Genomic DNA, 25,379 nt, shown 5'->3' on the forward strand with positions numbered 1-25,379 from the left:
CATTGAAACTGTCCAAAAAAAAACTGTTTAAAATCCATAGTTGGATAGGTACCAAGTTGAGCATACTCTTTTTTGTAGTGTGCTTTTCTGGTACTATGGCCACCTTGAGCCACGAAATGGACTGGCTCTTTATTTCAGCGATCAGGGCCAAACCGCAAAAGGAGTTTGCTTCCAGAAATACAATTCTTGCCAACCTTAAAATGCAATATCCAGACGGTCAGGTTTCCTATTGGATGCGCACGGAAGAACCTTATTTGTGCGATATTATCTACGTGACGGATAAGGGCAGACAAACCTATGTCTTTGCCAATCCTTATACAGGAAAAATACAAGGGAATGCCAACCTCACCTTTCAACGCTTCTTTAGGGATCTGCACTATTTTCTGTTCATGCCCTTTTATCAATTTGGGTATTTGATCGTGTTGAGCTTTGCCTTTCTTCTGCTGATTTCTTTTTTGACTGCTTTGTTCTTCTATAAAAAATGGTGGAGAAAACTATTTGTACTTGAAACAAAAAAAGGTCCGCTTGTATTTTTCAGAAGTCTTCATAGGCTAGTGGGATTATGGTCAGTTCCCTTCTGCCTCCTGTTTTCGATTACCGGGATATGGTATTTTGTAGAACGTACCAATATTGCCAACGTAGGGACAAAGGTGAACCCTAAACTCCCAAAATTGCAAGACTATATTGTCACGGATAGTGTGGACCTTGCTTATGATATCGATTATGATAAGGTGGTCGATGCAGCTCAAGAAGCAATTCCGCATTTCAGGGTAGCGGACATGAACATACCTGCTAATTATGACAGCCCTGTTTATCTAAGAGGCAAATCAGATGTCCCATTAGTAAGGCAGCGGGCCAATCGGGTGTATGTAAATCCATACAACTATGAAGTGGTAAAGGTTCAAAATGCCAAAAAAATAAGTAATACCATGTGGTTGAACGACATTGCCGACCCCCTTCACTTTGGCTATTGGGGAGGACTGGTGACCAAGGTCATCTGGTTTTTTATGGGGTTGGGGGTTTCATCATTGGTATTGACAGGAATATGGATTACCCTAAAACGAAAGGCCCTACAAAGGAAAAAACGGCAAAAACCCATATTGGGCAAATGGAAATTTTTGAACTGGGGTATTTACCTATTTATGATGCTCAGTATGTATGTGCAATTGGTTGGTCGATATCATACTTCAATTAGGGGTATAGTAGTTATAAGCCTTGGTTGGATGTTGTTTTTATGGCTTACCTATTATGTTTTTGTTTACCGCTTGAACAAAACAGTCAATACCTGACTTCAATTAAAACAGGTTCTCAAAATACCTATGAACAGCATTAGACTGTAGCTCAATTATGTCACTATTCCAAACGTGCCTATTTTTCTGTAAACGGTAGGAGGGCCAGTATGACCACTGCCTAACCATGGGGAAAGTCCTTTGGATCGACCCAGACTTGAATGCCCTGGTGTCCCTGAGCGGTTCCCTTTCCGTTGTGCCCATTCGACATTTCACCTATCCATAGGAGAAACTTAAGCTGGATATGATGCTTGGTTTTTTGAGGTGACGTAAATTGATTCCTGATATAATCAAAAGGTACAGCCCCCAAAGCGGCATAACGTTCCCCATTCCAATACAGAAGGTCCTCCAAGAGTGCAACGGTCGGTTATCATACGGTAGACCTCCGAAGCACCTAATCCTTTTGGAACGATTCATTCTGGCTATAAAAGCGTACCTATTTTACTTGGTAAAAAAAATTATTAAACTTTTAACATAAGATTTCTTGGTAAACTTTGGTTTAATAGACGACTGGTCATATATTTGTCCTTGTTTTTATTAATGACCGTTGAAAGCGAGTACAAAACATATCGAGAAATCAGATCATCTGGTAGAAAAAGGACTTAGTTTACTTTGGTCCAAGGGATATAATGGGACTAGCGTAAATGACATTGTCAATGCGGCGGAAGTTCCTAAGGGTTCTTTTTATTTTTATTTTGAATCCAAGGAAGATTATGTCGTCAAAGTATTGGAGAAGTATTTTGAAAATAAAAGAAACAATATTATCAAGGATATTTTTAATGATTCCGATAAGGCTCCCAAAGCCTGTATTTTAAACTTTTATAGACTAAGGGTCAAGTACATAAAGGAGCAATTGAATTGTACATTAGGCTGTATGGGCTCCAATATGGGAACCGAAATGGCTGAACACAGTGAGAAAATAAGAACCACCATCGTAGCCGAAGAAAGAAAAATAAGATTACAAGTCAGGGATGTCGTCCAAAAGGCACAAGAAGCCAAAGAAATTACAAACCCTATTGAAGCTGATAAAATAGTTGATTTTATTGAAGATTCATTTAAAGGCATGTTAACCTCAATGAAAGAAACCAAAAGTTCCGAGCCATTGGATAACTTTATAAAGTTCTTATCCGTTATTCTTAATTAATTTTTTTTACCACGTAGATAACCAACCGGTCAACTATATAATCCAATCTAAATCACAATGCATGAATAAAAAGATGAACAAAAAAGCTGAAAATTAATAATCAACTGGTCAACTATTCAACAACGCAGACCATTCAGACCCATTTAAAATTTTAAATAAACAATTAACCCTAGTTGCATTTCCGAGTTTGTTATATCCCTAAAAAAATTTAATTTTTTTTACATTATTACTAACCGACTGGTCAACTATTAATAATCCAAAAATGAAAATAGAAATAATAAAGATTAATTATCGCAAAACTATAATCGGCATAGTACTACTCTCGTCCTTGGTATTAATCACTGCATGCACGGAGTCCAAGGCCTCTGATCAACAAGCAGCGCTACTTCCCGTTGCCTATATACATCCGATCAATGAAAGTATACATGATTGGGAAGATTATATTGGCAGGTTCGAAGCCTCGGAACGCGTCGATATTCGTTCAAAGATCAATGGGTACATTGAAGATGTACGCTTTAAAGATGGGGATGCCGTAGCGAAGGGTCAAGTACTCTTTGTTATAGACCAACGTCCATTTTACATTGCCCTAAAACAGGCTGAAGCCCAAAAATTAGAAGCAGAGGCCAATTTAAGCAGAACAGAAAGTGATTATAACCGTATTGCATCGGTACAGGATGCCAGGGCGGTCTCCAGTGAAGAGGTGGAACAGCGTCAGCAAATAGCGAAATCCGCCGAAGCACGATTAATGGCCGCTAAAGCCAATTTGGCGCAAGCGCAATTAGATCTTAGCTATACCGAAATTAAGGCACCCATTAGTGGTATTATTAGCGAGGATTTTATAAATAAAGGCAACTATGTAACTGGGGGCTCGTCCAATGCTACCATACTAACGAGCATCTTGACAATCGATCCGATTCATTTCTATTTTGAAGGGGATGAAAAGCACTTCTCCAATAACATCCAGGGCAATAATGCTCAAAAAGTGAAAGTAAAACTATCTGACGAAGACGATTTTACTAGAGAAGGTATGCTGGATTTTGTCGACAATCAAATAGACAAAAGTACAGGTACCGTAAGGGAACGGGCTGTTTTCGATAATGGTGAAATGAGCTTGCAATCAGGTATGTTCGGTAGAATTAGGTTGGTTAAAGACAAACAACCTGCCCTTCTAATTCCAGATGAAGCCATTGGCTCGAATCAATCTCAAAAAATAGTCTATACGATCGATGAGAACAATACAATTAAAGTGAAACCTGTTCAGCTGGGTAAACTCTATAATCATAAGTATAGAATTGTCCTCGACGGGATATCCAGTGAGGATAGAATTGTAGTGGGCAATCTACTTAAAATAAGACCCGGAATGACCGTTGACCCCAAAAAAGATGCTTTTCAAATCACGAACGAAGATGCCGTAGCCAGCGCTCAAAAATAAAATATTCAACGTATCGAAATTCACCATCTGGACTCATTTTTTGGGCCTAGTGAAGGATTTCTATTCCTAGAAACAAAGCAACAACTAACAAGACAAACATGAATTTTAGTCATAGTTTTATAAAAAGGCCCATTTTATCCATTGTCATATCGGTCATTATATTGATTGTAGGTGGATTGGCCTATTTTTCACTTCCGGTGTCCCAATATCCCGAAGTTGCACCGCCAACGGTAGTGATACGGGCCATGTACCCGGGTGCCAGTGCGGAAACAATCTCCAAGACGGTTGCCACCCCTTTAGAGCAGGAAATAAACGGTGTAGAAGGTATGATCTATATGCTCTCCCAGGCCACGAACGATGGGGCCTTGGAAATCACCGTTTCATTTAAACAAGGGATAGATGTAGATGCGGCACAGGTTTTAGTACAAAACCGCGTAGCCATTGCCGAACCACGATTACCCGAACAAGTACGAAGACTTGGGGTGACGACACAAAAAAGTGCACCCGATCTTATGATGGTGATACATATGATATCCCCTGAAAGTACGTACGACCAAACCTATTTGGCCAATTATGCCAATTTTCAGATTATTGATAAACTATCAAGAATTGATGGGGTCGGGGCTGTACGCATGTTCGGTGGTGACCAATATGCCATGCGTATTTGGTTAAATCCGGATTTAATTGCAAATCTAGACATGACACCCAATGAAATTTTACAGGCCTTACGAGCGCAAAACGTCCAGATTGCCGGTGGCACGCTTAACCAGCAACCGCTTACGGACCAACATGCCTTTGAGATTAACATTCAAACGCAAGGAAGATTAAACTCTATTGCCGAATTTGAAAATGTAATTATTAGGAACGGGATTGATGGAGAACTGGTACGGATCAAAGATATAGGTAGGGTAGAATTAGGAGCGGCAGGCTATGCCACAAAGGGATATTTGAACAAATTTCCTGCAGTAGCATTACCTGTATTCCAGAGACCGGGCACCAATGCCTTGGAGACTGCGGATGCTATTAAAAGTACGATGAAAGAGGTCTCGGAAGATTTTCCCGTAGACATAGAATACCGTATCGCATACAATCCAACAGAATTTATACAACAATCTATTGATGAAGTTGGAGGTACTATTTTTGAAGCCGTTATACTGGTAATACTGGTAATCATTCTATTTCTACAAACTTGGAGGGCCGCTATTGTTCCTATCCTAGCCATACCTGTTTCTTTAGTTGGAACATTTGCCGTCATGCAGGCGCTGGACTATTCCCTAAACAGTTTAACCTTGTTTGGTCTTGTGCTGGCCATTGGTATTGTAGTAGATGATGCCATAGTCGTGGTCGAGAACATGGAACGGAATTTAAAGGCTGGCCTGGGTGTAAGAAAGGCAGCTGAAAAAACCATGACCGAAGTTGGCGGGGCCTTGATAGCCATGGGACTTGTACTTGTTGCCGTATTCATACCCACACTATTCCTGGATGGTATAAGTGGGAAGTTTTACAGTCAGTTTGGAATTGTAGTAGCCGTGGCCACTCTAATTTCCGTGTTCGTTTCGTTAACATTGAGTCCGGCAATATCCGCCCTTGTTATGAAACCTCATAACGGCACACCGGCCCATACCGATGTAGCCAGGATAAGTATCGTACCAAAATTCTTTGCCAAGTTCAATAAAGGCATGGACTGGGTATCGGATAAATATGGTCGTGTTACCACTCGCTTTATTCGAAAAAGTAAAGTCGTAATGCTAGTGTATACAGGACTAATAGCACTAACTGTTTTTGCCTTTTACAGGGTGCCGACAGGTTTTATTCCAGAACAGGATCAGGGATATTTTATATCGGTCATACAACTTCCGCCAGGTTCATCATTGGAAAGAACCGATAAAGTGGTACAACAAGCCATTGACAGTGTTTTAAATATTGATGGTGTAAAAGATGCCATTGCGTTTACAGGTTTTGACGCCGCCACATTTACCAACTCATCCAATGCCGGAGTAATTTTTACGGCTTTAGAAGATTTTGAGGTACGACAAGAAAAAGGTATTTCATATAATGGACTGCATCAATCGATTGCAGGCTCCCTGGGTGCCATAGACGATGCTTTTATCATCGTAATTCCACCTCCACCGGTTCGAGGTATCGGTAGTGCCGGTGGATTTAAAATGATGCTTCAAGATAGGGCCGGCTTGGGTAACGAGCAATTGTTACAATCAGGTTATGAACTGATGGCAGCCGCCAATCAAGACCCTGCATTAACGAATGTGTTCACTTTTTTCAATACCAGTTCTCCTCAGTTATTCTTTGATTTGGATAAGGAGCGAGCGCAAAAACTAGGTGTTCCCATCGAAGAGATTTCCAGTGCATTAGAGGTGTATATGGGGTCCGCCTTTGTGAACGATTTCAACCTTAACGGAAAAACCTTTAGGGTAACCGCCCAAGCAGATGGTGAATATCGTTATGCTCCGGAAGACCTTACACGTATTCGTGTAAAAAACAAAGAAAACAGCATGCTTCCCCTAAGTGCCATAGGGAAATTGGAGCATATTTCCGGACCTGCAAGGGTCCCGAGATACAACCTCTACCCTGCTCTGGCCTTATCGGGGAATGCATCGGCAGGCTTTAGTTCTGGTGAATCTTTGGCAGCTATGGAACGATTGGCGGAACAGATTTTACCCGAAGGAGTTGATTACGAATGGACAGAAATTGCATACCAGCAACAAAATAGTGGAGATACTGCCGTTATCGCCTTTTTACTTGCCGTATTGTTCGTGTTTCTATTATTGGCGGCCCAATATGAAAGTTGGGTATTGCCATTAGCGGTAATTCTAATTGTTCCTATGTGTTTGCTTTCTGCTATGTTCGGCGTTGGGCTTGTAGGAATGGACAACAATATTCTTACACAGATCGGCCTTGTGGTATTGGTTGGCCTGGCGAGTAAAAATGCCATTCTGATCGTAGAGTTCGCCAAACAATTGGAGGACCAGGGCTACAGCCTGGAAGAAGCGGCCAAAGAAGCTGCGCGATTACGATTACGCCCAATTCTAATGACCGCATTCGCCTTTATTCTCGGGGTAATACCCTTGGTAATCGCACAAGGTGCGGGAGCCGAAATGAGAAGATCCTTAGGTACCGCAGTGTTTAGCGGTATGCTTGGGGTTACGTTCTTCGGCTTACTATTCACACCCGTTTTCTATGTGCTATGTAGAAAACTGGTAGTTAAAAACAAACCACAACTAAACGCTTAATTAAAAATGAAATATTTGACATACATAACAGTGATAACAGCCCTCTTCTTGGTAATGTTTCAAGGGTACTCCCAGATAGATAGTTTACAAAAATGGAGATGGCAGGCATCACCACAAGAGAATGCTGCTTTGTTCATTGGTAAAGATACGATCACTAAAACGGTACAACCCTTACTTGGTAACAAAGAATGGTGGACCTCTTTTGGATATCCGGAATTAGATAGCTTGATAGGGCTAGCCATTAAAAATAATATCGATGTAAAAATAGCCCAAACCAAAATAGAACAGGCAAGGGCACAGAAAAGGATTGCGATGTCTACGTTGTTTCCCGCAATACGATTAGAGCCATCCTTTTTGCGGCAAGAACTTTCGGGCAATAGACCCAACCCTTTTGGTGGACAGTTAAGCCGAGTGAACTTAAATAGCTTTGAAATGCCCTTGACCTTGAACTATAAGCTGGATATATTTGGCGAAAACATAGATCAAGTAAAAGCTGGCAATCTGTTGACCAATGCTAATGAAGAGATCAAAAAAGAGGTTATACTGCAAGTAATAACCGAGGTAGCACAAAACTACTTTTTATTACTGCAGTTGGATGCCGAAAAGAATCTTCTAAAAGACACCGAACAAACACGTATTCATAATCTAGAAATTACAACGATTAGAAACGGTGCCGGCTTGGTAAGTCAAATAGATGTCCTTAGGGCCAGATCTGAACTATCTTCGGTACAGGTTCAACAAAAGAACAACGAAAAGATACGTACCGAGATTGAATTGATTCTGGCTTTATTAACCGGAGCCGACGCCACCAATTTCACCATAGCACCTACAACGATCCAATTTATGCCCCCTGAAATTCTACTTTTGGACAAAGACCTTATTCCCATGGCCAGACCGGATTTAAAGGCGGCGAAATTGCGACTGGAATCCTCCGAAAAATTAGTGCAAAGTCAGAAGAAACAGCTCCTTCCCGCTTTTTATCTTAGTGGGTCTTATGGTTATCTCTCCGGTGACAGTTCAAATCTAATTGAAGATGACAGTAAAAACTGGGTTGCAGGTATCACTGCTTCCTTACCCATTTTTGAAGGCGGAAAAAAACGTTCGGAAATTAAACTGAGAAAAAGTGAACTGGAAGAAAACAGAGAAAAATACAACCAACAACTTTTGCTCTCGTATCAACAAATTGAAAACTCATATGCCCAACTAAAATGGATACATGAACAATTATTGGCACAACAGGAATTTGTAAGTGCAGCCTTGGATGCGGCAAGTTTAACAAGTGAACGCTATAGAAAAGGCCTGGTGAACTACATTGATGTAGTGGATGCCGAAAGACAAGTTTTAGAGGCGGAACAACTGAGTGTTCAGCTATTCGGCCAGGAATTGATCGGTAGGGTAACCTTGATAAAGGCACTTGGTCTGACCCCTTAATTATCGCGTGCAGACTATTAAAATAAACACCATAGTACTATAAACACATTGAAAGTGAAAAAAAGTTCAGAGGGAATAATTTTGATCGTAGACATAAGTGGTTATTCCAAGTTTGTTAAAGAGATAGACAATGAAATTGGTGCTGAAGTTATCTCGGACCTGTTACATACCATCATAAAATCGAATTACCTATCCTTTAGGATTTCAGAAATTGAAGGCGATGCTATTCTGTTCTATAAACTGGACCACATTTATCCTATAAACAAGATACTACAACAATTTGAAGTGATGCTCAAAGCGTTCTACAAAAAGATTGATTACTACAAAAACCTATACCATAATGTTACACGTTTGTCCTTAAAACTAGTGGTGCATTATGGTACCATAGGTAAGTTTTCAATCGATGGGTTTAACAAGTTGTTCGGGAATACCTTAATAGAGGCACACAGGCTATTAAAAAATAGTATTCCCTATAGAACGTATGCCTTAATTACCAAAGCCTACCATGAAAAACTGGAGGAGCTAGGACTAAATACGGGTATGCATTTACATACAATGCAGTACCATGACCGTTATGACATTGGCAATCTTTATTATTCATTTTACCCCTATAAAAATTCATCCTATCGAATAAAAAATACACTAGCCATTGCATAATTAAGTCCTTGTATAAGTCCTATTTTTTATTCCGAGCGGTAAGTAATCCCGATAATAGGCTATAGGACCTAAAAATTGAAATAAAAAGTCTATTGGCAGGTATAGTGGTAATATAGATGTATTTGTAGTTTTCCAAGACATGTAATTTGAGGGGTCAATTCGAGACCAATAATTAACCACGTATTACCGATTGTAAAGGAAGGAAAGAACTATTGGATGGAGTTGCAAGAAATCAAGCAAAAGGAAGTTAAGAAGAAGCATAGAGCAATGCTTCAAGCTAAGGTAAGGTGAGTGCATTGCCTTTACGGATGGAAAAAACACAATAATCAAGTTCAAGTTGTGAAAAAAATAGTGAAGGTCTTGAATAATCATCCATCAAAGTTTTCGTTATCCAATTTAGAAATGAATCTGAAAATGGGTGTAATAATACATGAAAATTTGTGGGCGATTAGGCTTGCTACAGCATGTTAAATTTTGGCGTTCTTTTATAAATTTTCAAACGCTTTTCGTTTTTTATTGAACTATTTTAGCCTATTCGAAGAAAGTGCTCCGTTATTTATGTTGGAAATAATTCAAATAATCGCCCTTATTCAGGGCTTGTTTCTTTTAAGTGTTCTGCTCGTCAAACAAGAAAGTTACAAGCGGGTAAATTTCTTACTGCTTCTTGGATCCATTATTGCAATGCTTTTGAACATTGTCGGAGATGATGATTTCAACCTGTTTTTTCCTAATGCTGATTGGTATTTTTTCCAATCCCCTTTAATCATTACACTCTTCTTTTTACTCATAAAGTATCACAATTCCAAACAAGATAAATTTCAACCAAGGGATTTTCTCTACTTCATTCCATATGTGTTTTTCATCACACTTCAAATCATAAATGACTTTAACGGCTTAGGTGAGAACATTTGGATAATGCTAGGAGAAATTCTAGCAGGCGTAACCCTATTGGTTTATTTAGGGTATACCATCTATACTATCATCAAAAATAAAAAGGAAAGGTGGATGCTGTTTTTTATAGTGCCCTATGCTTTTCTGAACTTAATAGACGAAGTTTCATTTATTATAACAAGCAGCCATGATAATTTTTCCTTCTTGGAAAGTTATGGCATTATTGGAATATCGGCGTTACTTCTTTACATGATACTATTTAAGCTGGTCGTGTCCCCAACATCCGTACTTCCAAAGGCCGATATCAAGGCCTATAAAACTTCAAGCCTAAGCAAATCCAAGGCAGAGGCATATAAAAAGGAGTTTTTGAGGCTTATGGATAAAGAGAAGCTTTTTATCAATAGTAATCTAACGGTCAACCAAGTAGCTCAAAAGATGGGTATTCCAAGACAATACCTATCCGAAGTCTTGAACGTATACTTAAAATCCAATTTTCAGGACTACCTGAACAAGTACAGGGCCGAGGAATTTGTAGCATGTCTCAGGGATGAAAAATTCAAGAATTATTCCATCATGGGTATTGCCAACGAAGTTGGTTTCAAATCAAAATCCTCTTTCAACACTACTTTTAAAAAAATATACGGGGTAACACCCAGTGAGTTTAAAAAGACATTGGCTTCAGTAATTTAGACCTTGCCTTTCCCCTACTCTTCATAGAAGAATAACATTCCAAATTCGATTTCAAAAGCCTCTAAGAAATTAAAGAAGCTTCCCTTTTCCTGAAATTGGATTATTTCTTTACATACAATTTGTACAGCAGAGTTTGGGAAGGCTATTTGGAATAGATAACCATATCTGGTATTACCCAATCTGCAACCGTTTATTTTTGCTTTCCTTAGGTTTTAAAGCCACAACTTGAACCTACCGATCATCACTGTACCAAAAACAAAAAACAGCCCCAAAGGGTAAGGCTAGCATCTTTCCAAGTACGAAAAGCGCATTTAGAACCTTTTGAAACCACACTGCCCATAGAATTTAATTACCTACAAATCAGTTGTTTAAATTAAAAATTATCATAAACAGGTACTGAAAGCGGATTCAAGACCTACTCCATTTTAACCGCTATACATGCACGTCTAATTTTACACCGGTTGAATGAAAACCTTAATCTAAAAAATTTCTAGTAATTATGACAAGAACAAAGCGATCAAAACCCTTTAGGTCCAAAAAAAGGCAGGCCTTATTTGTGGTGATACTGTTGTGTCCAGTATTCTTTTTTGCACAGACCAAATATACAATCAGTGGGGTGGTCAAGGATGTTGCCAACGGTGAAACACTCTTGGGGGCCACTGTTTTTTTAAAAGGTACTTCGATTGGGAGCACGACAAACGAATATGGTTTCTATTCCATCACAGCGCCTGAAGGCACTTATACCTTGACCATTTCCTATTTGGGATTTACAACTTTTGAAAGGGATATCAACCTTGACACTGAACAAAAGTTCGACATAGAGCTCAAAGAGGATGCCGCTCAATTGGATGAAGTGGTCATCACCGCTGAAAAATCCAAGAAAGTAGACCTTCAGACACCTCAAATGAGTGTGGCAAAACTCTCGACCAACGAGATCAAACAGATACCTGTTGTTTTGGGGGAGGTGGATTTGATCAAGTCCATTCAATTATTGCCAGGGGTTACCAACGCCGGCGAAGGTGCGTCGGGCTTCAATGTACGTGGAGGTGCGGAAGACCAAAATCTCATTCTTTTGGATGAAGCCATTATTTACAACGCCTCCCATTTGTTCGGTTTCTTCTCCGTGTTCAATGCCGATGCCATTAAAGATGTCAAACTATATAAAGGTGGTATTCCTGCACGTTTTGGAGGACGGGCCTCTTCAGTACTGGATATACGTCAAAAGGATGGGAACAGCAAGAGATTCCAACTAACTGGCGGTATTGGCGCCATTTCCAGCCGTTTGGCCGCGGAAGGGCCCATGTTCAAGGACAAAGGTTCGTTTCTTATGGCCGGCAGGGCCGCCTATGCCAATATATTTTTGGCCTTGGGCGGCGAAGATAGCAGAGCCGGATTTTACGACTTGAACCTGAAAACAAATTATGAAATTGATCAAAAGAACCGACTGTACCTATCCGGTTATTTTGGTAATGACAACTTTAACCTGTCAGGAATTTTCACGAATTCATACGGAAACCTTTCAGGAAACCTGCGATGGAACCATATATTCAATAACAAGTTATTCTCCAATGTATCCCTCATATACAGCCGCTATAATTACAACTTGGAAATTCCTATTGAAGGAATTGATTGGACCTCGGATATCAGCAATTATAATGTGCGTTACGACCTAGGGTATTATGCTAGCGAAAAATTAAAGTTTGATTTTGGGGTAAATGGTATCTACTACAACTTTAATCCAGGCAAGCTCAACCCTTTGGATGCGGATTCCGGTGTCAATCCAGAGAAATTGGACGATAAGTTTGCTTTGGAAGCCGGAGTATATGCAGGTTTGGAACATAAAATTTCCGATAGGCTCACCGCTCAATATGGCTTGCGATTCAGTTACTTCAATCGATTGGGGGAGCAAACCTTAAACAATTACGCCGATAATTCACCTGTGGTTTACAACGAAGAATTGGGCATTTATGAGCGTGCCGACCCTATTTCCACGACCCCTTACGGGAAGGGAAAAAGCATAGCCACCTTCAACAATCTAGAACCGCGCTTTGCACTTTCCTATCAGCTTAACGAGAAGTCTTCCATTAAGGCAAGTTATAACCGAATGGCCCAATACCTACATTTAATCTCCAACACCACATCAGCCACGCCGTTGGATGTTTGGGCACCTAGCGGAAAGTTTATTGAACCTCAGATTGCAGACCAATATGCTGTAGGCTACTTCAGAAATTTCAAGGAAAATATGTTTTCCATTGAAGCCGAAGCTTATTACAAAACAATTGACAATAGGGTGGATTATATCAATGGCGCAGAACTTATAGCACAAAACACCATAGAAACCGAAATTTTAACTGGTGAAGCCCGAGCCTATGGATTAGAGTTTTTATTGCGAAAGAACAAAGGTGATTTTACAGGTTGGGTGTCGTATACATTGTCAAAATCGCAACAGCGTACACCAGGCGGAGCAGCAGGCGGATTGGGCATCAACAACGGGAAATGGTATAACTCGAACTGGGACAGAACCCACGACTTTTCGTTTACCGGAAGTTACAAACTCAACGAAAAATGGCGATTTGGGGCCAATATGGTATTCCAAACCGGGCGACCTGTCACCTATCCCAACGGGCAGTTTGTATTCAACGGACTATCCGTAGCGACGTATTCTGAAAGGAATGCAGATCGATTGCCGGCCTACCACAGATTGGACCTTTCCGCAACCTTGATACCTCGAAAAAATAAAAATAGAAAATGGCAAGGCGAATGGGTATTTGGCATATACAACGCTTATAACCGAATGAATGCAGCCTCTATTTCCTTTGGTCAAAATCAAGAGACAGGCGTAAATGAAGCCACACGTACTGCCATATTTGGTATTGTCCCATCAGTAACCTACAACTTTAAATTTTAGAACAATGAAAAATAGAACTATAACCATATATAACAAATTAGGGGCACTCCTTATACTACTAGGATTATTGAATTCGTGTACCGATGTCATAGACGTCAATGTCCCCAACGGTGGCACACGATTGGTGGTCGATGCGTCCATTAAGTGGCTAAAAGGTACCTCGGGAGAAACACAGACCATTCATCTAAGGGAATCAACTTCTTATTTTGATAAGGATACAGATGTCCCTGTAGTGGGCGCCTCAGTAACGGTAACCAAGGATAACGACGGATCAATAGTTGTGTTTGCCGACCAGAACAATGGTAGTTACATGGCAACTGATTTTGTTCCAGAAATAAACGTATCGTACACTTTGGAAATCCTGTACAACGGCAATTCCTACACAGCAACCGAAACCTTGATGGCGGCACCTGAAATTAATCGAATTGTGCAAACCGTTGAAGGTTCCGATGATGACAAGGAAATTCAGCTTCAAGTATTCTTTGACGACCCCGGAGCTGTTGAAAATTATTATTTGGGCGAATTTATTCCATCCAATTTACCCATCCCGTCCCTTGCGGTCATTAGCGATGAATTTACGGATGGCAACGAAAATTTTATTGAGAACGATAATGAAAACTATGTTGCCGGAGCCACTGTAGCTATTAATGTGTATGGTATTTCACAACGCTATTATGACTTTTTGAACATATTCATCCAACAATCTGGAAGTGATGAAAATGGGCCTTTTCCAACTACCCCGGTTCAGTTAAAGGGAAACTGTACCAATGTCGACGATCCCAACGAGGAGGTATTGGGATTTTTTAGGTTAGGTGAATATGATACGACCTCATATACGATTGAACAACCTTAGGATATAAGGTGGTTCTAAGGGACGAAAATGCCTGTTTGGAAATTTTGATGATTGTACACGCATCCCGAACCACCTTAATTTTTCCAGCCACTTTCCGCAGACAGATATGCTCGAAGATATGTGAGTATCCGATGGACTCCCGGAAAGCTTAATACCAAAATTTTTAAAAATGGATCCGAAAAAATTCATCAACATCAGCACGAGGAAAGCATTTGGACATCTAAAGGGTTGTTTTAAAAACAAGATAGGTGAAGCCGTCAGTACCAATGATGCTATAAAAAGAATCCTCATTTGTAGACCGAATCACAGACTGGGAAATTTACTGTTGCTTTCCCCTTTGGTCCAGGAATTGGAATCCATATTCCCGAACAGCGAAATCGACCTGCTGGTCAACCATTCCTGTGCCATTCAATTGTATCAAAATTATGAGAATGTCAACGTCGTTATTGCATTTCCGAAGAAACCCTTCAAAAGTCCCATAAAGTACATAAAGACATTCATACGGTTCAGAAGCAAGAATTATGACCTGGCCATAAATGCCGTCAAGGAATCTTGTACGGGAAGATTGTTTACGAGCATTTCAAAGGCAAAGTTCAAGTTCGTAGGTAATGGGATAGCGGATAAAAAGGAAAGACATATCGCAAAACAAGTGATTTACTCCTTTAGGGAGTTTTTGCCCAGTATAGGGGTCATGCCAAATGATGCGGTGCTGGCCAACTTAGACTTGAGACTTGCAAATGAGGAACTCATACATGGTGGCAGTTTGGTCTATGACATAGTAGAAAACGCACAACCGACCATTTGCTTATACACACATACCATTGATACCAAACCCTATACAGAAGCATGGTGGCTTGACTTATATGCACATTTACAGAAAGCATTTCCGGATGTAAACATTATTGAAATGCTTCCAAAAGAAAACAGCTCCAAAATTGGTTCCAAGGCCCCTGTTTTGTATTCCAACGATGTAAGGGAATTGGCGGCCATGATTGCGAACACAGATGTTTTCGTTGGAGCCGATAGTGGTGTAATGCATCTGGCCAGCTCGTCCCTTACCCCTACCATAGGTTTATTCTCAGCTACGGATACAAAAAAATATAGGCCTTACAACGAGGGTAGTCTCGCTGTCAACATCAATGAGGTTGAAATAGATGCGCTGATAGCAGTTGTGAAAAAGACGCTATACCCAAATCTAAACACTTCAGCTTGAGACTCATGGGAAACATCATAATTTCACAAAGAAGATTGTTTGGTTTTAGAGCTGTCGTTGCGCTTGCATTTTTGAGTTCGTCACTAACGTATGGTCAGGTGAAACCTCTGACTTCATCTCAAAATACCCATAAGACAGCAGGAGATGTTTTGCTTTTTACAATACCTGCTTTGGCTATGGGTTCTACATTCATTTGGCAAGATGGTCAAAAAGGAACCTATCAATTTTCCAAAGCCTTAACTGGCACCCTAGCAGTAACGTATGGTTTAAAACTGGTCATAAACAAAGAGCGGCCGAATAAAGAAAACAACTATAGTTTTCCATCCGGTCATACTTCTGTTGCATTTGCCAGTGCTGCATTTGTGCAAAAGAGATACGGTTGGGAATATGGCATTCCTGCCTACCTCTTGGCAGGATATGTTGGGTATACAAGAATCAAAGCAACAAAGCACGATGGCTGGGATGTGCTAGCGGGTGCCGCGATAGGTATTGGAATGAGTTATTTGTTCACTAAACCGTATGATGGGAAAAAGAAGTTAGGAATTTCTTCAGGCTTTATTGAAAACACCCCTACCATTGGTTTAACCTACAAATTTTAATGCCTAAGGAAAGAGATTACTTAGAAAACAACGGATATGGAGAAACATTTTGAGTCGGTCATACCAATTCCGGCACACCATGAGGAAAAGAACAACACACAAAATATTATAAATAATGGTTAGGATAATAACACTCTTGCTTTGTTTAACTACATCATTGATGTACGGCAATGCTAAAATCACAGTAACAGGAAAAATCCTGGAAAAGGATACCAATACCCCGTTAGAATACGCCACTGTTTCCTTTACAGAAACAGGACAGACAAGCCCAAAATATGGGGGGATCACAGATGAAAATGGGGTTTTCTCGATTGAAGTGGAGAAGGGAACGTACATCATAGAAATTGAGTTTATTGGTTTCAAACCATTCTTTCTAGATAATAAAAGGATTGAGAATGATCTGGATTTGGGGACACTCTATCTTTCAGTAGATGCGCAATCGCTAAGTGAAGTCATAGTAAAAGGCGAGAAAGGGCTATTTGAAAACAAATTGGACAAAAAGATCTATAACATTGGTCAAGACTTAACGGCACAAAGCACAAATGTACTTCAAGCTTTAAATAATGTGCCTTCAGTTTCGGTTTCGGTAGATGGTGGTATTGCGCTTAGGGGCAATAGCAATGTACGTATTTTGGTAAATGGTAAACCATCTGGATTAGTGGGCATTAGTGATGCCCAAGGGCTGGAGCGCCTATCCTCCAATGCTGTGGAGAGTATCGAAATTATAACCAACCCATCCGCACGGTATGATGCCGAAGGTGCTTCAGGAATTATCAATATCATTCTCAAAAAAGGAAGGAATCTAGGATTTAACGGTTCTGTCCAGGCAGTTATGGGAGTACCCGAAACCTTCGGTATTGGAGGTAATTTAAACTACCGGACAAATAAATTCAACGTATTTGCAAACGTCAATTTCGAAGATGCCAAACGCCCGGGCCACGAGTCCGTAAACACGACATTTTTAGACGAAACCACGGGAACAGCAACTGATTTCTTGTCCCAGCGTCAAGACATCACCCGTGACGGGTCGGAATATACCATGGCCCTAGGGGTCGATTACTATTTCAACGAGAAGAACACGCTCACTTTTATGGGCCTATATGCCAATGAAGACAATGACAACAACGGGCTTTCCACTTTTAACACTTTTGATGTTGATGGAACATTGACAAGTACAAGATTGCGTGACCAGAGGGAGCTAGAAGAAGATTCCAGTGACGAGTACACACTGACCTACAAATCCATCTTTGATGAGGATGAAGAACATGTATTGATGGTTGAAGCCAAATATGACAGTAATACAGAAATAGAATCGGCAACCTTTGAAGATACCTATAGCTTTGGAAATTTTGAAGATGCCCAAGACCGCACTGCAGCCGAAGAACGACAACGCAATTTATTGATACAAGCAGATTATGTGTTTCCATTTTCTGAAACGGGGAGTTTTGAAGCAGGCTACCGTAGTACAATGCGCACCATAAAATTCAATTCCATAGTTGAAAAATTCAATTCCGACACCAATATCTGGGAGCTTGACACCAACTTGAGCAATCGTATGGACTATGGCGAAGATATTTACGCCGCTTACTCACAATATGCCAATGCTTTTGGCAAGTTTACGTTACTTGCTGGTCTGCGTTTGGAAATAACCCATATTGATGTTACGCAATTTACGTCCGATATAAGCTTTGACAAGAATTACGGCAACCTGTTTCCATCCTTCCATTTGGGCTACCAGATTACGGAAACCAGTGAACTCAAAACGAGCTATGGCAGACGAATAAGTCGCCCCAGCTTTCGTGAATTAAATCCGTTTTCGGGCTATTCCAACGATTTGAACCTTCTTTCAGGAAACCCGGATCTGGACCCTGTTTTTACGAATTCCCTTGAGTTGGGGTATGCTAAAAACTGGGCTGGAGTATCGTTGGAGACCATAGGTTATTTTCAATATTCCAAAGACATTGTTCAACTCATAACCACCAATTCAGGTATGGTAAATGAGGAAAACATCCCCATTTTGATTACCAGACCCTTAAATGTAGGCACGGAAAACAGATATGGTCTTGAAGTATCGTCCATTTACAGCCCAGCAAATTGGTTACGGGTCAATGGTACTATAAACTGGTTTCGTTTTGAACAAAATGCCAGCTTTGACAATACCCTTCTGGACCTCAATGACAATGATGCCCATATTACTCAAAGGCAATCCCTGAATACCACTTCATCCAGTTGGTTTGCCCGATTATCCCCAAAGATTTCCTTGCCCAATGATATCGATGTGCAAATGGGCCTTCAATACGATGCTCCCTTTAGGGAAGCCTACACCACAAGGCGCGGTATGCTTGTGGCCAATGTGTCGGTAAACAAAGAATTGTTTAAGGGCAGGGGAGCCATCAACCTGAATGTCTCCGACCTATTCAACTCAAGGATCAGTCGCCGGGAGGCTTCCAATACAAGTTTCCTGTCCAATTCTGAATCCCAATACGTTGAGCGTCAATTCAACCTAACGTTCACTTATAGATTTAAAAATACTGTAGAAAATCGTGACCATGATAACAATGAAGATTATGAGGAAGACGATTATGACGAATCATAGCGAATCATAAAAAGATTGGACAAATGACAGAAAAAGATAAAATACTGGTAACGGGAGCTACGGGTCATTACGGGTATGCGGTTATTGCATCGTTAATTGAGAACGGGGTGAATCAACGTTTGATTTATGCCATGGTAAGGGATTTTACCAAGGTTGATGAATTAAAGGCCTTGAATGTAAATGTAGTATTCGGCGATTATAATAACTACGGATCCCTATTGATGGCATTTTCCGGTATGGACAAATTACTATTTGTTTCAAGCAATGAACTGGAAAACCGCAGTGAGCAACATATCCAAGTTGTGAATGCGGCCGTGGAATCCGGCATTAAATATATTCTTTACACCAGCCAGGAGCATAAAGAAGTGAATTTTTCCCTTATCGAGTTTGTACTAAGCTCCCATTTGGCAACCGAATATGCCATCAAAGGAAGTGGCATTGACTATACCATATTGCGCAATGGGGTATATATGGACCTATTGCCTTCATTCTTGGGTGAGAACATTTTTAAATATGGTATTCACCTACCCGCAGGTAATGGAAAAATAGGCCTTGCGCTACGAGGTGAAATGGCGGAAACGGCAACCAAGGTCCTGCTCTCAAGTGGGCACAAGAATAAGACCTATAGTGTATCCGGGGATAGTTGTTCCTTTTCAGAGATCGCAGAATACATTTCCCAAATCACTGGCAAAAATATCACCTATTTGAGCCCTGGCCTGGATACTTTTCTCAATACCGTGGTAAATCAAGGAATGTCCCAAAAATGTATCAAAATGATTGGTGGTTATGCCGCAGCCACAAGACATGGAGAATTGGAAAGTGACGATGCGCAAATGGAAAAACTATTGGGTCGAAAGCCCGTTACGGTCAAACAATTTTTGGAGGAAAGTATTGCTTGGAATTATTTGAGCAGCGTAGGGTAATAAACTGGTTTAGATGAGATTACTAAAAAGCATTCATAAAACAACTCCCTACCGATTTAATAGTAACCCATCAAATCACTGCCTGGTCTATCCTTTATGGGATAGAAGGATGAAAATAAAATTACTGTTTAAATAAACTAAAATGAATAAAATATTTGTACTCTTTCTATTCTTGTCCGTTTTAAAGGTTCACGGACAAAGCGCTTTCATTGACTCAACGAATTCAAAGGTTCACGGGCAAAACGCTTCCATTGACTCAATAATAAACAAGAAACCCACTGAATTCAAATACAAATCGCTCTTGATCCCATCTATTTTGATTGGATACGGAGTTATTGGTCAAGAAAGTCGCACTTTAAAAGATATCGATAACAGCACAAAAAATGAATTTAGGGAGCATGATGACAAGAAAACGAACATAGACGATTTCTCCCAATACAGTCCGTTTTTATCTGTATATGCCTTAAATGCGATGGGCATACAAGGAAAACATAATTTTAAAGATAGGACCATTGTATTGGGAACGGCATATCTTATTATGGGTGGCTCAGTAAACATCCTAAAAAAAACCACAAAAGTTACCAGACCAGATGGCTCATCCTCAACCTCGTTTCCTTCGGGGCATACGGCTACGGCTTTTATGGGTGCCGAATTTTTGTATCAAGAATATAAGGATATATCAGTTTGGTACGGAGTTGCCGGCTATGTGGTAGCTGCTGGCACAGGTTTGTTTAGAATGCACAATGAAAAACATTGGCTTACCGATGTTGCCACAGGTGCGGGAATAGGAATTTTAAGTACCAAAATTGCGTATTGGTTGCATCCATTGATCAAGAAAACAATTTTCAAAGACAAGGAGAAAACAGCTGGCATTGTGATGCCCTTCTATAATGGAAGGGAATATGGATTGGGATTAACATTGAGATTCTGAAGTATGTTAAGGCATAGTGTAAAATTGGCCCATTTTGTACTTGTAGCAAGTACTGTTAATTTCCTATTCTTTCATTATCCTTTTTTTAAATATGTATTTACGGCACTCGATTATCAAAGTTTTGGGGGTATTACCATTATTGTCTCTTTGGTCATTGCAATGCTGGTTGCAAACGCTTTTGCATTATATCTTATATTTTTTCTTTCCCGATTTGTTGGAAAATTGGTATTGGCCTTCTTTTTCATCATCAATGCAGTTGCCATCTATTTTGTAAATACCTATCACGTCATAATAGACCCAACAATGATCGGTAACATTCTGAATACCAATTACGAAGAGGCCAGCAGTTTCCTCTCTTTTCGATTGCTACTATATGTGATTTTATTGGGTATTATTCCCGTAATCCTTATAATCAAGGTCAAAATCAGTAAAGAAACCTTCAAACGGTTTTTAATTCATTTTTCTTTGACATTAATTTTCCTTATCGCTATTGTTTTGGTTAACGGTGGCAATTGGAGATGGATTGATAAAAACTCACCTCAATTAGGTGCCTTGGTAATGCCCTGGTCCTATATGATAAATACCTCAAGACTTTACATTAACAAGAGCAAAGAAAATGAAAAGGAGATTATATTGCCCGATACGAAAATAACGGACAAGGTAAAGTCCATTGCAGTTTTAGTCATTGGAGAATCTGCACGAAGTGAGAACTTTTCACTTTACGGGTATAAAAAACCTACCAATCCCCTATTGTCTGAGGTTGAAAACCTTCATAGTTTCAATGCAACTGCTTGCGCTACATACACAACAGCAGGCGTAAAGTGCCTCTTGGAACACACAAACTCCAATAAGCTTTATGAGATTTTGCCCAATTATCTATATCGAAATAATGTAGAAGTTATATGGCGAACCACAAATTGGGGGGAACCTCCTGTGCATATAACCAACTTTTTAAAAAAAGAGGACTTAAAAGACAGGTGCAAGGGTCAAGGGTGTAATTATGATGAAATTCTATTAAAGGGGTTAAAGGAGCAAATTTTAACAAGTAAAAAAGATAAAATATTGGTCGTTTTACACACAAGTACCAGCCATGGGCCATCGTATAACACGAGATACCCACCAGAATTTGAAAAGTTTGCGCCAGTCTGTAAAAGTGTTGAACTGGGCGAATGTTCCCAAGAAGAACTTATAAACGCCTATGACAACACCATTGTTTATACCGATTATATCCTTGCCAGTTTAATCAAGGATTTAAAAGAGTTGAAGGAATACAACAGTACGATGCTGTTCGTTTCAGACCACGGAGAATCGTTAGGGGAATATAATTTATACATGCATGGAATCCCAGCTGCTTTAGCCCCTAAGGAACAACTGGAAATTCCTTTTATAGTATGGTTATCCGATGGCTCCAAAAAACTGAATTCAAAAGAAACACTATCACAACATCATGTTTTCCATAGTATCCTGAATTTCTTGGCAATAGAAAGTCCTATTTATGATGAAAACCTGAACATATTTAAATAATTTAAAAGACCCTTTCAACAAAGTGAAACTGGTCTTCTAAACAAAGCCATCGGAATAAAAGCTATCTAAATTTGTCATCAGTTAAATCTTTAAGGTAAAAATTATGACAACAGTAAAAACAGCATTAATTACAGGAGCAAACAAAGGGGTCGGTTTTGCAACGGCAAAGAAATTATTGAAACTCGGGTATTACGTTTACATTGGAAGCCGTGATAAGGCCAACGGACAGCAAGCGGTAAAACAACTCAACGAATTAGGACTAAATAACGTTGATTTCATTGAAATAGATGTTATTGACGAGCTATCTGTCCAGAAGGCAAAAGTGGAGTTAGAGAGTAAAATTTCCAGTCTAAATTTATTAATAAACAATGCGGGAATCGGAGGGGAATATCCTCAAAATGCTTCGGAAATTTTGATAGATAATTTACGGACGGTATATGAAACAAATTTTTTTGGTGTAGTCCGGGTCACGCAACACTATATGGAACTTTTGAAAAAATCAGATGAACCGAGAATTGTAAATGTTACAAGTGGTTTGGGTTCGCTCACCAACCATAGCGACCCAACCGCCCCTTTTTACGACTTTTTTAAAGACATGAAAATGACTGCATATTGCAGTTCCAAAACTTCTCTAAATGCATTTACTGTATTTTTGGCCGATGAGTTTAAAGACACACCTTTCAAAATCAACAGTGTTTCCCCAGGATTTGCAGCCACCTCTTTAACCAATTTTTCAGGGACAAGCCCCGATGAAGTTGTCAATGCCATTATTAAATACGCAACGCTTGACCAAAGCGGGCCAACAGGAAAATTTGTGGGGGAAGAAGGGGAATTGGCGTGGTAAAAAGTATTTCACGTTAACACTAATTGATTTATTATTATTATATCATACAAGCACAATGGAATTTCAATTTAAGTATATAACACCAGACATTAAGCTATCGTGCAACGAAGGCGAAGAGTTTAAAATGGAACTTGTATTTGACTGCCATATGCTTGTGTGGTCTATTTCGGGTGAAACAAAAATCATGCAAGCAGACCAAACCTATATTTTTAAAAAGGGGGATATTTTTCTTATTCCAAGAAACCAGCTAGCAACCATTATCAATTACCCTACAAACGGAGTTCCTCATAAATTAGTTATCATGCATTTGACTACTGACAGGTTAAGAAATTTTTACATCAACTTAAACATAAAATCCAAACCTTCTTCAGTACAAAAAATTCGTTGCTATAATAATCATCCTTTATTAGAAAGTTGTATTGCTTCGCTGATCCCATACTTCGATTTACGGGAAACATTTCCTGAAAACATTGCTTCCTTAAAAATTACTGAAGCAATAAGTATTCTCAGAAATATTGACAAAGACATTGACAACATATTAGCCAACTTTGCAAAACCTCACAAAATTGACTTAACTACTTTTATGGAAAAGAATTTTATGTTTAACCTACCAATGGAAAAATTTGGCTATTTAACAGGTCGTAGCTTAACAACTTTTAAGAGAGATTTCCGTAAAGCATTTAACACACCACCGCAAAGATGGCTTACTAAAAAACGTTTGCAATTAGCACATTATCAAATTGCCGAGAAAAAAAGGAAACCTGTTGAAGTATATTTAGAAATAGGCTTTGAAAATCTATCTCATTTCTCATATGCATTTAAAAAACAATTCGGATATTCCCCAACAGAACTGACCAAATAAAAAACTACCCGCTAAACGTAAAATATTATGGCAACCTGTTTATATCTAAGATAGTTTTTTATAAACCAACTAAAGTAGTTTCATTCTCGTTTAATATATTGCTTTTACTTCCCATCTTTTAGTAATTGATCGTTTCAAAATAAAAATATCATCAATGGAATTATTAGTACTGTGTTGATCTCGCAAGAAATACGAGGAGTCGGATTAGGACTTGTAATAGAAATCGGCGAACAAGAAGCAAAAATTATTGTTAAGGGTCGTAAAATGGATTTGTGGATGTGATGGATTATGGGAACTACTAAAAGATGGCAAATTTGCACAGCCAAATATTTCGCTGTATTAGGTTGGAGGTCAGTATATTGTTATGCTCTTTTTTTCGGCGAAGATGGTACACCATGCCTGTTTTCTGCAGTCTAGCACTAGTATTTTTTTTAATTAAACAATGCCCTGTATTGCAGTGGGGTTTTTTGGGTATTCTTTTTGAACATTGTACTGAATGATTGGGGGCGCTCAAAGCCCAAATCAAAAGCTATTTCCTTAACACTTAAATCGGTAGTTGAAAGTAGTTCTTTAGCTCTGTCAATTAAGGATTCTTGGATATGTGTCTGCGCATTTTTTCCGGTAACATTTCTCAACAGATCACTCAAATAATCAGGGGACACGTTGAGCTTTTCCGCAAAAAAGTTAACTGTTGGCAGACCCAAAAGTGCAGCGTCACTTTTTAGATAGGAGTCGATCAATTCTTCCATCTTGGCCACTAAATCATTAGTTACTGCACTGCGTGTAAGAAATTGCCGATTGTGAAAACGCTTTGCATAATGGAGAAGCATGTCAATATGGGAAACAATCAAATCTTGGCTATAACCATCAATATTGTTTTTGAGTTCATCCTGCATTTGATGCATAAGATGCATCATTATTTTGTCCTCTTTTTCAGAAAGGTGCAAGGCCTCAGCAGTGGAATAAGAGAAGAAACCATAATTTCCAATGACCTTACTCAACTCATAATGCCGAATTAGCTCGGGTTTGAAAATGAGCATATAACCCGACACTGGACCATCAGTAGGATTGATAACTGAAAAAATTTGACCAGGTTTGGTAAAACTCATGACGCCCTCATCGAAATCATAATTACCTTGTCCATATTTGAATTTTCCCGAAGATCCTTTCTTACAGGCTACACAGTAAAAATCATAGAAAAAGCTGCTCCAAATTTTGTTGTCATCAAACTTCAGAAGTTCAAAATCAATCACACTTATCAAAGGATGATGGGGCTTCGGTTGGCCAAATAAACTATGAAGTTCAGAAATTGACTCAATTCTATAGGGAGCAGCTTTTTTCACA

At 39.5% G+C, this 25,379-nt stretch carries 19 protein-coding genes; 17 read left to right on the forward strand and 2 right to left on the reverse strand.

Features of this window, described 5'->3' with window-relative positions; all coding sequences use genetic code 11:
* Positions 1-2 precede the first annotated feature (2 nt).
* Positions 3-1,289, forward strand: coding sequence for a PepSY-associated TM helix domain-containing protein (locus tag PP182_RS17920; protein ID WP_272652643.1), 1,287 nt, complete (start codon positions 3-5; stop codon positions 1,287-1,289).
* A gap of 121 nt (positions 1,290-1,410) precedes the next feature.
* On the opposite strand, the gene PP182_RS17925 is transcribed toward PP182_RS17920, so the two are convergent.
* Complete coding sequence (locus PP182_RS17925) at positions 1,411-1,641, reverse strand: hypothetical protein (RefSeq protein WP_272652644.1); 231 nt, start codon at positions 1,639-1,641, stop codon at positions 1,411-1,413.
* 195 nt (positions 1,642-1,836) lie between these two features.
* Here PP182_RS17925 and PP182_RS17930 point away from each other — a divergent pair, with 195 nt between their 5' ends.
* The 16 genes from PP182_RS17930 to PP182_RS18005 all read left to right on the forward strand — a co-directional run bounded on the left by PP182_RS17930 (position 1,837) and on the right by PP182_RS18005 (position 24,035).
* The gene (locus tag PP182_RS17930) at positions 1,837-2,433 is read left to right on the forward strand and encodes a TetR/AcrR family transcriptional regulator (RefSeq protein ID WP_272652645.1); all 597 of its coding nucleotides are present in this window, start codon (positions 1,837-1,839) and stop codon (positions 2,431-2,433) included.
* Positions 2,434-2,695: 262 nt separating this feature from the next.
* Entirely contained in the window at positions 2,696-3,865 is a 1,170-nt protein-coding gene (locus PP182_RS17935) for an efflux RND transporter periplasmic adaptor subunit (protein WP_272652646.1), read from the forward strand.
* Between the two features lie 98 nt (positions 3,866-3,963).
* Entirely contained in the window at positions 3,964-7,113 is a 3,150-nt protein-coding gene (locus tag PP182_RS17940; RefSeq protein ID WP_272652647.1) for an efflux RND transporter permease subunit, read from the forward strand.
* 6 nt (positions 7,114-7,119) lie between these two features.
* Positions 7,120-8,544: an efflux transporter outer membrane subunit gene (locus PP182_RS17945; RefSeq protein ID WP_272652648.1), complete on the forward strand. Its 1,425-nt coding sequence runs from the start codon at positions 7,120-7,122 to the stop codon at positions 8,542-8,544.
* A 54-nt stretch (positions 8,545-8,598) separates the two neighbouring features.
* Entirely contained in the window at positions 8,599-9,201 is a 603-nt protein-coding gene (locus PP182_RS17950; protein ID WP_272652649.1) for a DUF2652 domain-containing protein, read from the forward strand.
* 558 nt (positions 9,202-9,759) lie between these two features.
* On the forward strand, positions 9,760-10,782 hold the full coding sequence (locus PP182_RS17955) for a helix-turn-helix domain-containing protein (RefSeq protein ID WP_272652650.1): 1,023 nt from the start codon (positions 9,760-9,762) through the stop codon (positions 10,780-10,782).
* 499 nt (positions 10,783-11,281) lie between these two features.
* A complete protein-coding gene (locus tag PP182_RS17960; RefSeq protein WP_272652651.1) occupies positions 11,282-13,690 on the forward strand; it encodes a TonB-dependent receptor in 2,409 nt (802 codons plus the stop codon).
* 4 nt (positions 13,691-13,694) lie between these two features.
* On the forward strand, positions 13,695-14,543 hold the full coding sequence (locus PP182_RS17965) for a DUF4249 domain-containing protein (RefSeq protein ID WP_272652652.1): 849 nt from the start codon (positions 13,695-13,697) through the stop codon (positions 14,541-14,543).
* A gap of 169 nt (positions 14,544-14,712) precedes the next feature.
* On the forward strand, positions 14,713-15,756 hold the full coding sequence (locus PP182_RS17970) for a glycosyltransferase family 9 protein (protein WP_272652653.1): 1,044 nt from the start codon (positions 14,713-14,715) through the stop codon (positions 15,754-15,756).
* Between the two features lie 5 nt (positions 15,757-15,761).
* Complete coding sequence (locus tag PP182_RS17975) at positions 15,762-16,355, forward strand: phosphatase PAP2 family protein (RefSeq protein ID WP_272652654.1); 594 nt, start codon at positions 15,762-15,764, stop codon at positions 16,353-16,355.
* A 115-nt stretch (positions 16,356-16,470) separates the two neighbouring features.
* Positions 16,471-18,951, forward strand: a complete 2,481-nt coding sequence (locus PP182_RS17980; protein WP_272652655.1) for a TonB-dependent receptor domain-containing protein — start codon at positions 16,471-16,473, stop codon at positions 18,949-18,951.
* Between the two features lie 23 nt (positions 18,952-18,974).
* Positions 18,975-19,874: an SDR family oxidoreductase gene (locus PP182_RS17985; RefSeq protein ID WP_272652656.1), complete on the forward strand. Its 900-nt coding sequence runs from the start codon at positions 18,975-18,977 to the stop codon at positions 19,872-19,874.
* A 142-nt stretch (positions 19,875-20,016) separates the two neighbouring features.
* Positions 20,017-20,805 (forward strand): phosphatase PAP2 family protein, encoded by a 789-nt coding sequence (locus PP182_RS17990; protein WP_272652657.1) that lies wholly within the window; start codon positions 20,017-20,019, stop codon positions 20,803-20,805.
* Positions 20,806-20,808: 3 nt separating this feature from the next.
* Positions 20,809-22,329 carry a phosphoethanolamine--lipid A transferase EptA gene (gene eptA / locus PP182_RS17995; protein ID WP_272652658.1) on the forward strand — a complete coding sequence of 507 codons (1,521 nt, stop codon included), beginning with the start codon at positions 20,809-20,811 and terminating at the stop codon, positions 22,327-22,329.
* Positions 22,330-22,432: 103 nt separating this feature from the next.
* Entirely contained in the window at positions 22,433-23,173 is a 741-nt protein-coding gene (locus PP182_RS18000; RefSeq protein ID WP_272652659.1) for an SDR family NAD(P)-dependent oxidoreductase, read from the forward strand.
* Positions 23,174-23,228: 55 nt separating this feature from the next.
* A complete protein-coding gene (locus tag PP182_RS18005) occupies positions 23,229-24,035 on the forward strand; it encodes a helix-turn-helix domain-containing protein (RefSeq protein WP_272652732.1) in 807 nt (268 codons plus the stop codon).
* Positions 24,036-24,466: 431 nt separating this feature from the next.
* On the opposite strand, the gene PP182_RS18010 is transcribed toward PP182_RS18005, so the two are convergent.
* Positions 24,467-25,378: a helix-turn-helix domain-containing protein gene (locus PP182_RS18010; RefSeq protein ID WP_272652660.1), complete on the reverse strand. Its 912-nt coding sequence runs from the start codon at positions 25,376-25,378 to the stop codon at positions 24,467-24,469.
* Position 25,379: the final 1 nt, after the last annotated feature.

Source organism: Maribacter sp. PR1 (genome assembly GCF_028464145.1).
Classification (GTDB): Bacteria; Bacteroidota; Bacteroidia; order Flavobacteriales; family Flavobacteriaceae; genus Maribacter.

Excerpts from the sequence above, each read along its gene's own strand:
- PP182_RS17940 (WP_272652647.1), top strand. The coding sequence starts at position 3,964 with ATGAATTTTAGTCATAGTTTTATAAAAAGGCCCATTTTATCCATTGTC.
- PP182_RS17980 (WP_272652655.1), top strand. The coding sequence starts at position 16,471 with ATGGTTAGGATAATAACACTCTTGCTTTGTTTAACTACATCATTGATG.
- PP182_RS17945 (WP_272652648.1), top strand. The coding sequence starts at position 7,120 with ATGAAATATTTGACATACATAACAGTGATAACAGCCCTCTTCTTGGTA.
- eptA (WP_272652658.1), top strand. The coding sequence starts at position 20,809 with ATGTTAAGGCATAGTGTAAAATTGGCCCATTTTGTACTTGTAGCAAGT.
- PP182_RS17960 (WP_272652651.1), top strand. The coding sequence starts at position 11,282 with ATGACAAGAACAAAGCGATCAAAACCCTTTAGGTCCAAAAAAAGGCAG.
- PP182_RS17955 (WP_272652650.1), top strand. The coding sequence starts at position 9,760 with ATGTTGGAAATAATTCAAATAATCGCCCTTATTCAGGGCTTGTTTCTT.
- PP182_RS17965 (WP_272652652.1), top strand. The coding sequence starts at position 13,695 with ATGAAAAATAGAACTATAACCATATATAACAAATTAGGGGCACTCCTT.
- PP182_RS17970 (WP_272652653.1), top strand. The coding sequence starts at position 14,713 with ATGGATCCGAAAAAATTCATCAACATCAGCACGAGGAAAGCATTTGGA.
- PP182_RS17935 (WP_272652646.1), top strand. The coding sequence starts at position 2,696 with ATGAAAATAGAAATAATAAAGATTAATTATCGCAAAACTATAATCGGC.
- PP182_RS17985 (WP_272652656.1), top strand. The coding sequence starts at position 18,975 with ATGACAGAAAAAGATAAAATACTGGTAACGGGAGCTACGGGTCATTAC.
- PP182_RS18000 (WP_272652659.1), top strand. The coding sequence starts at position 22,433 with ATGACAACAGTAAAAACAGCATTAATTACAGGAGCAAACAAAGGGGTC.
- PP182_RS18005 (WP_272652732.1), top strand. The coding sequence starts at position 23,229 with ATGGAATTTCAATTTAAGTATATAACACCAGACATTAAGCTATCGTGC.
- PP182_RS17990 (WP_272652657.1), top strand. The coding sequence starts at position 20,017 with ATGAATAAAATATTTGTACTCTTTCTATTCTTGTCCGTTTTAAAGGTT.
- PP182_RS17975 (WP_272652654.1), top strand. The coding sequence starts at position 15,762 with ATGGGAAACATCATAATTTCACAAAGAAGATTGTTTGGTTTTAGAGCT.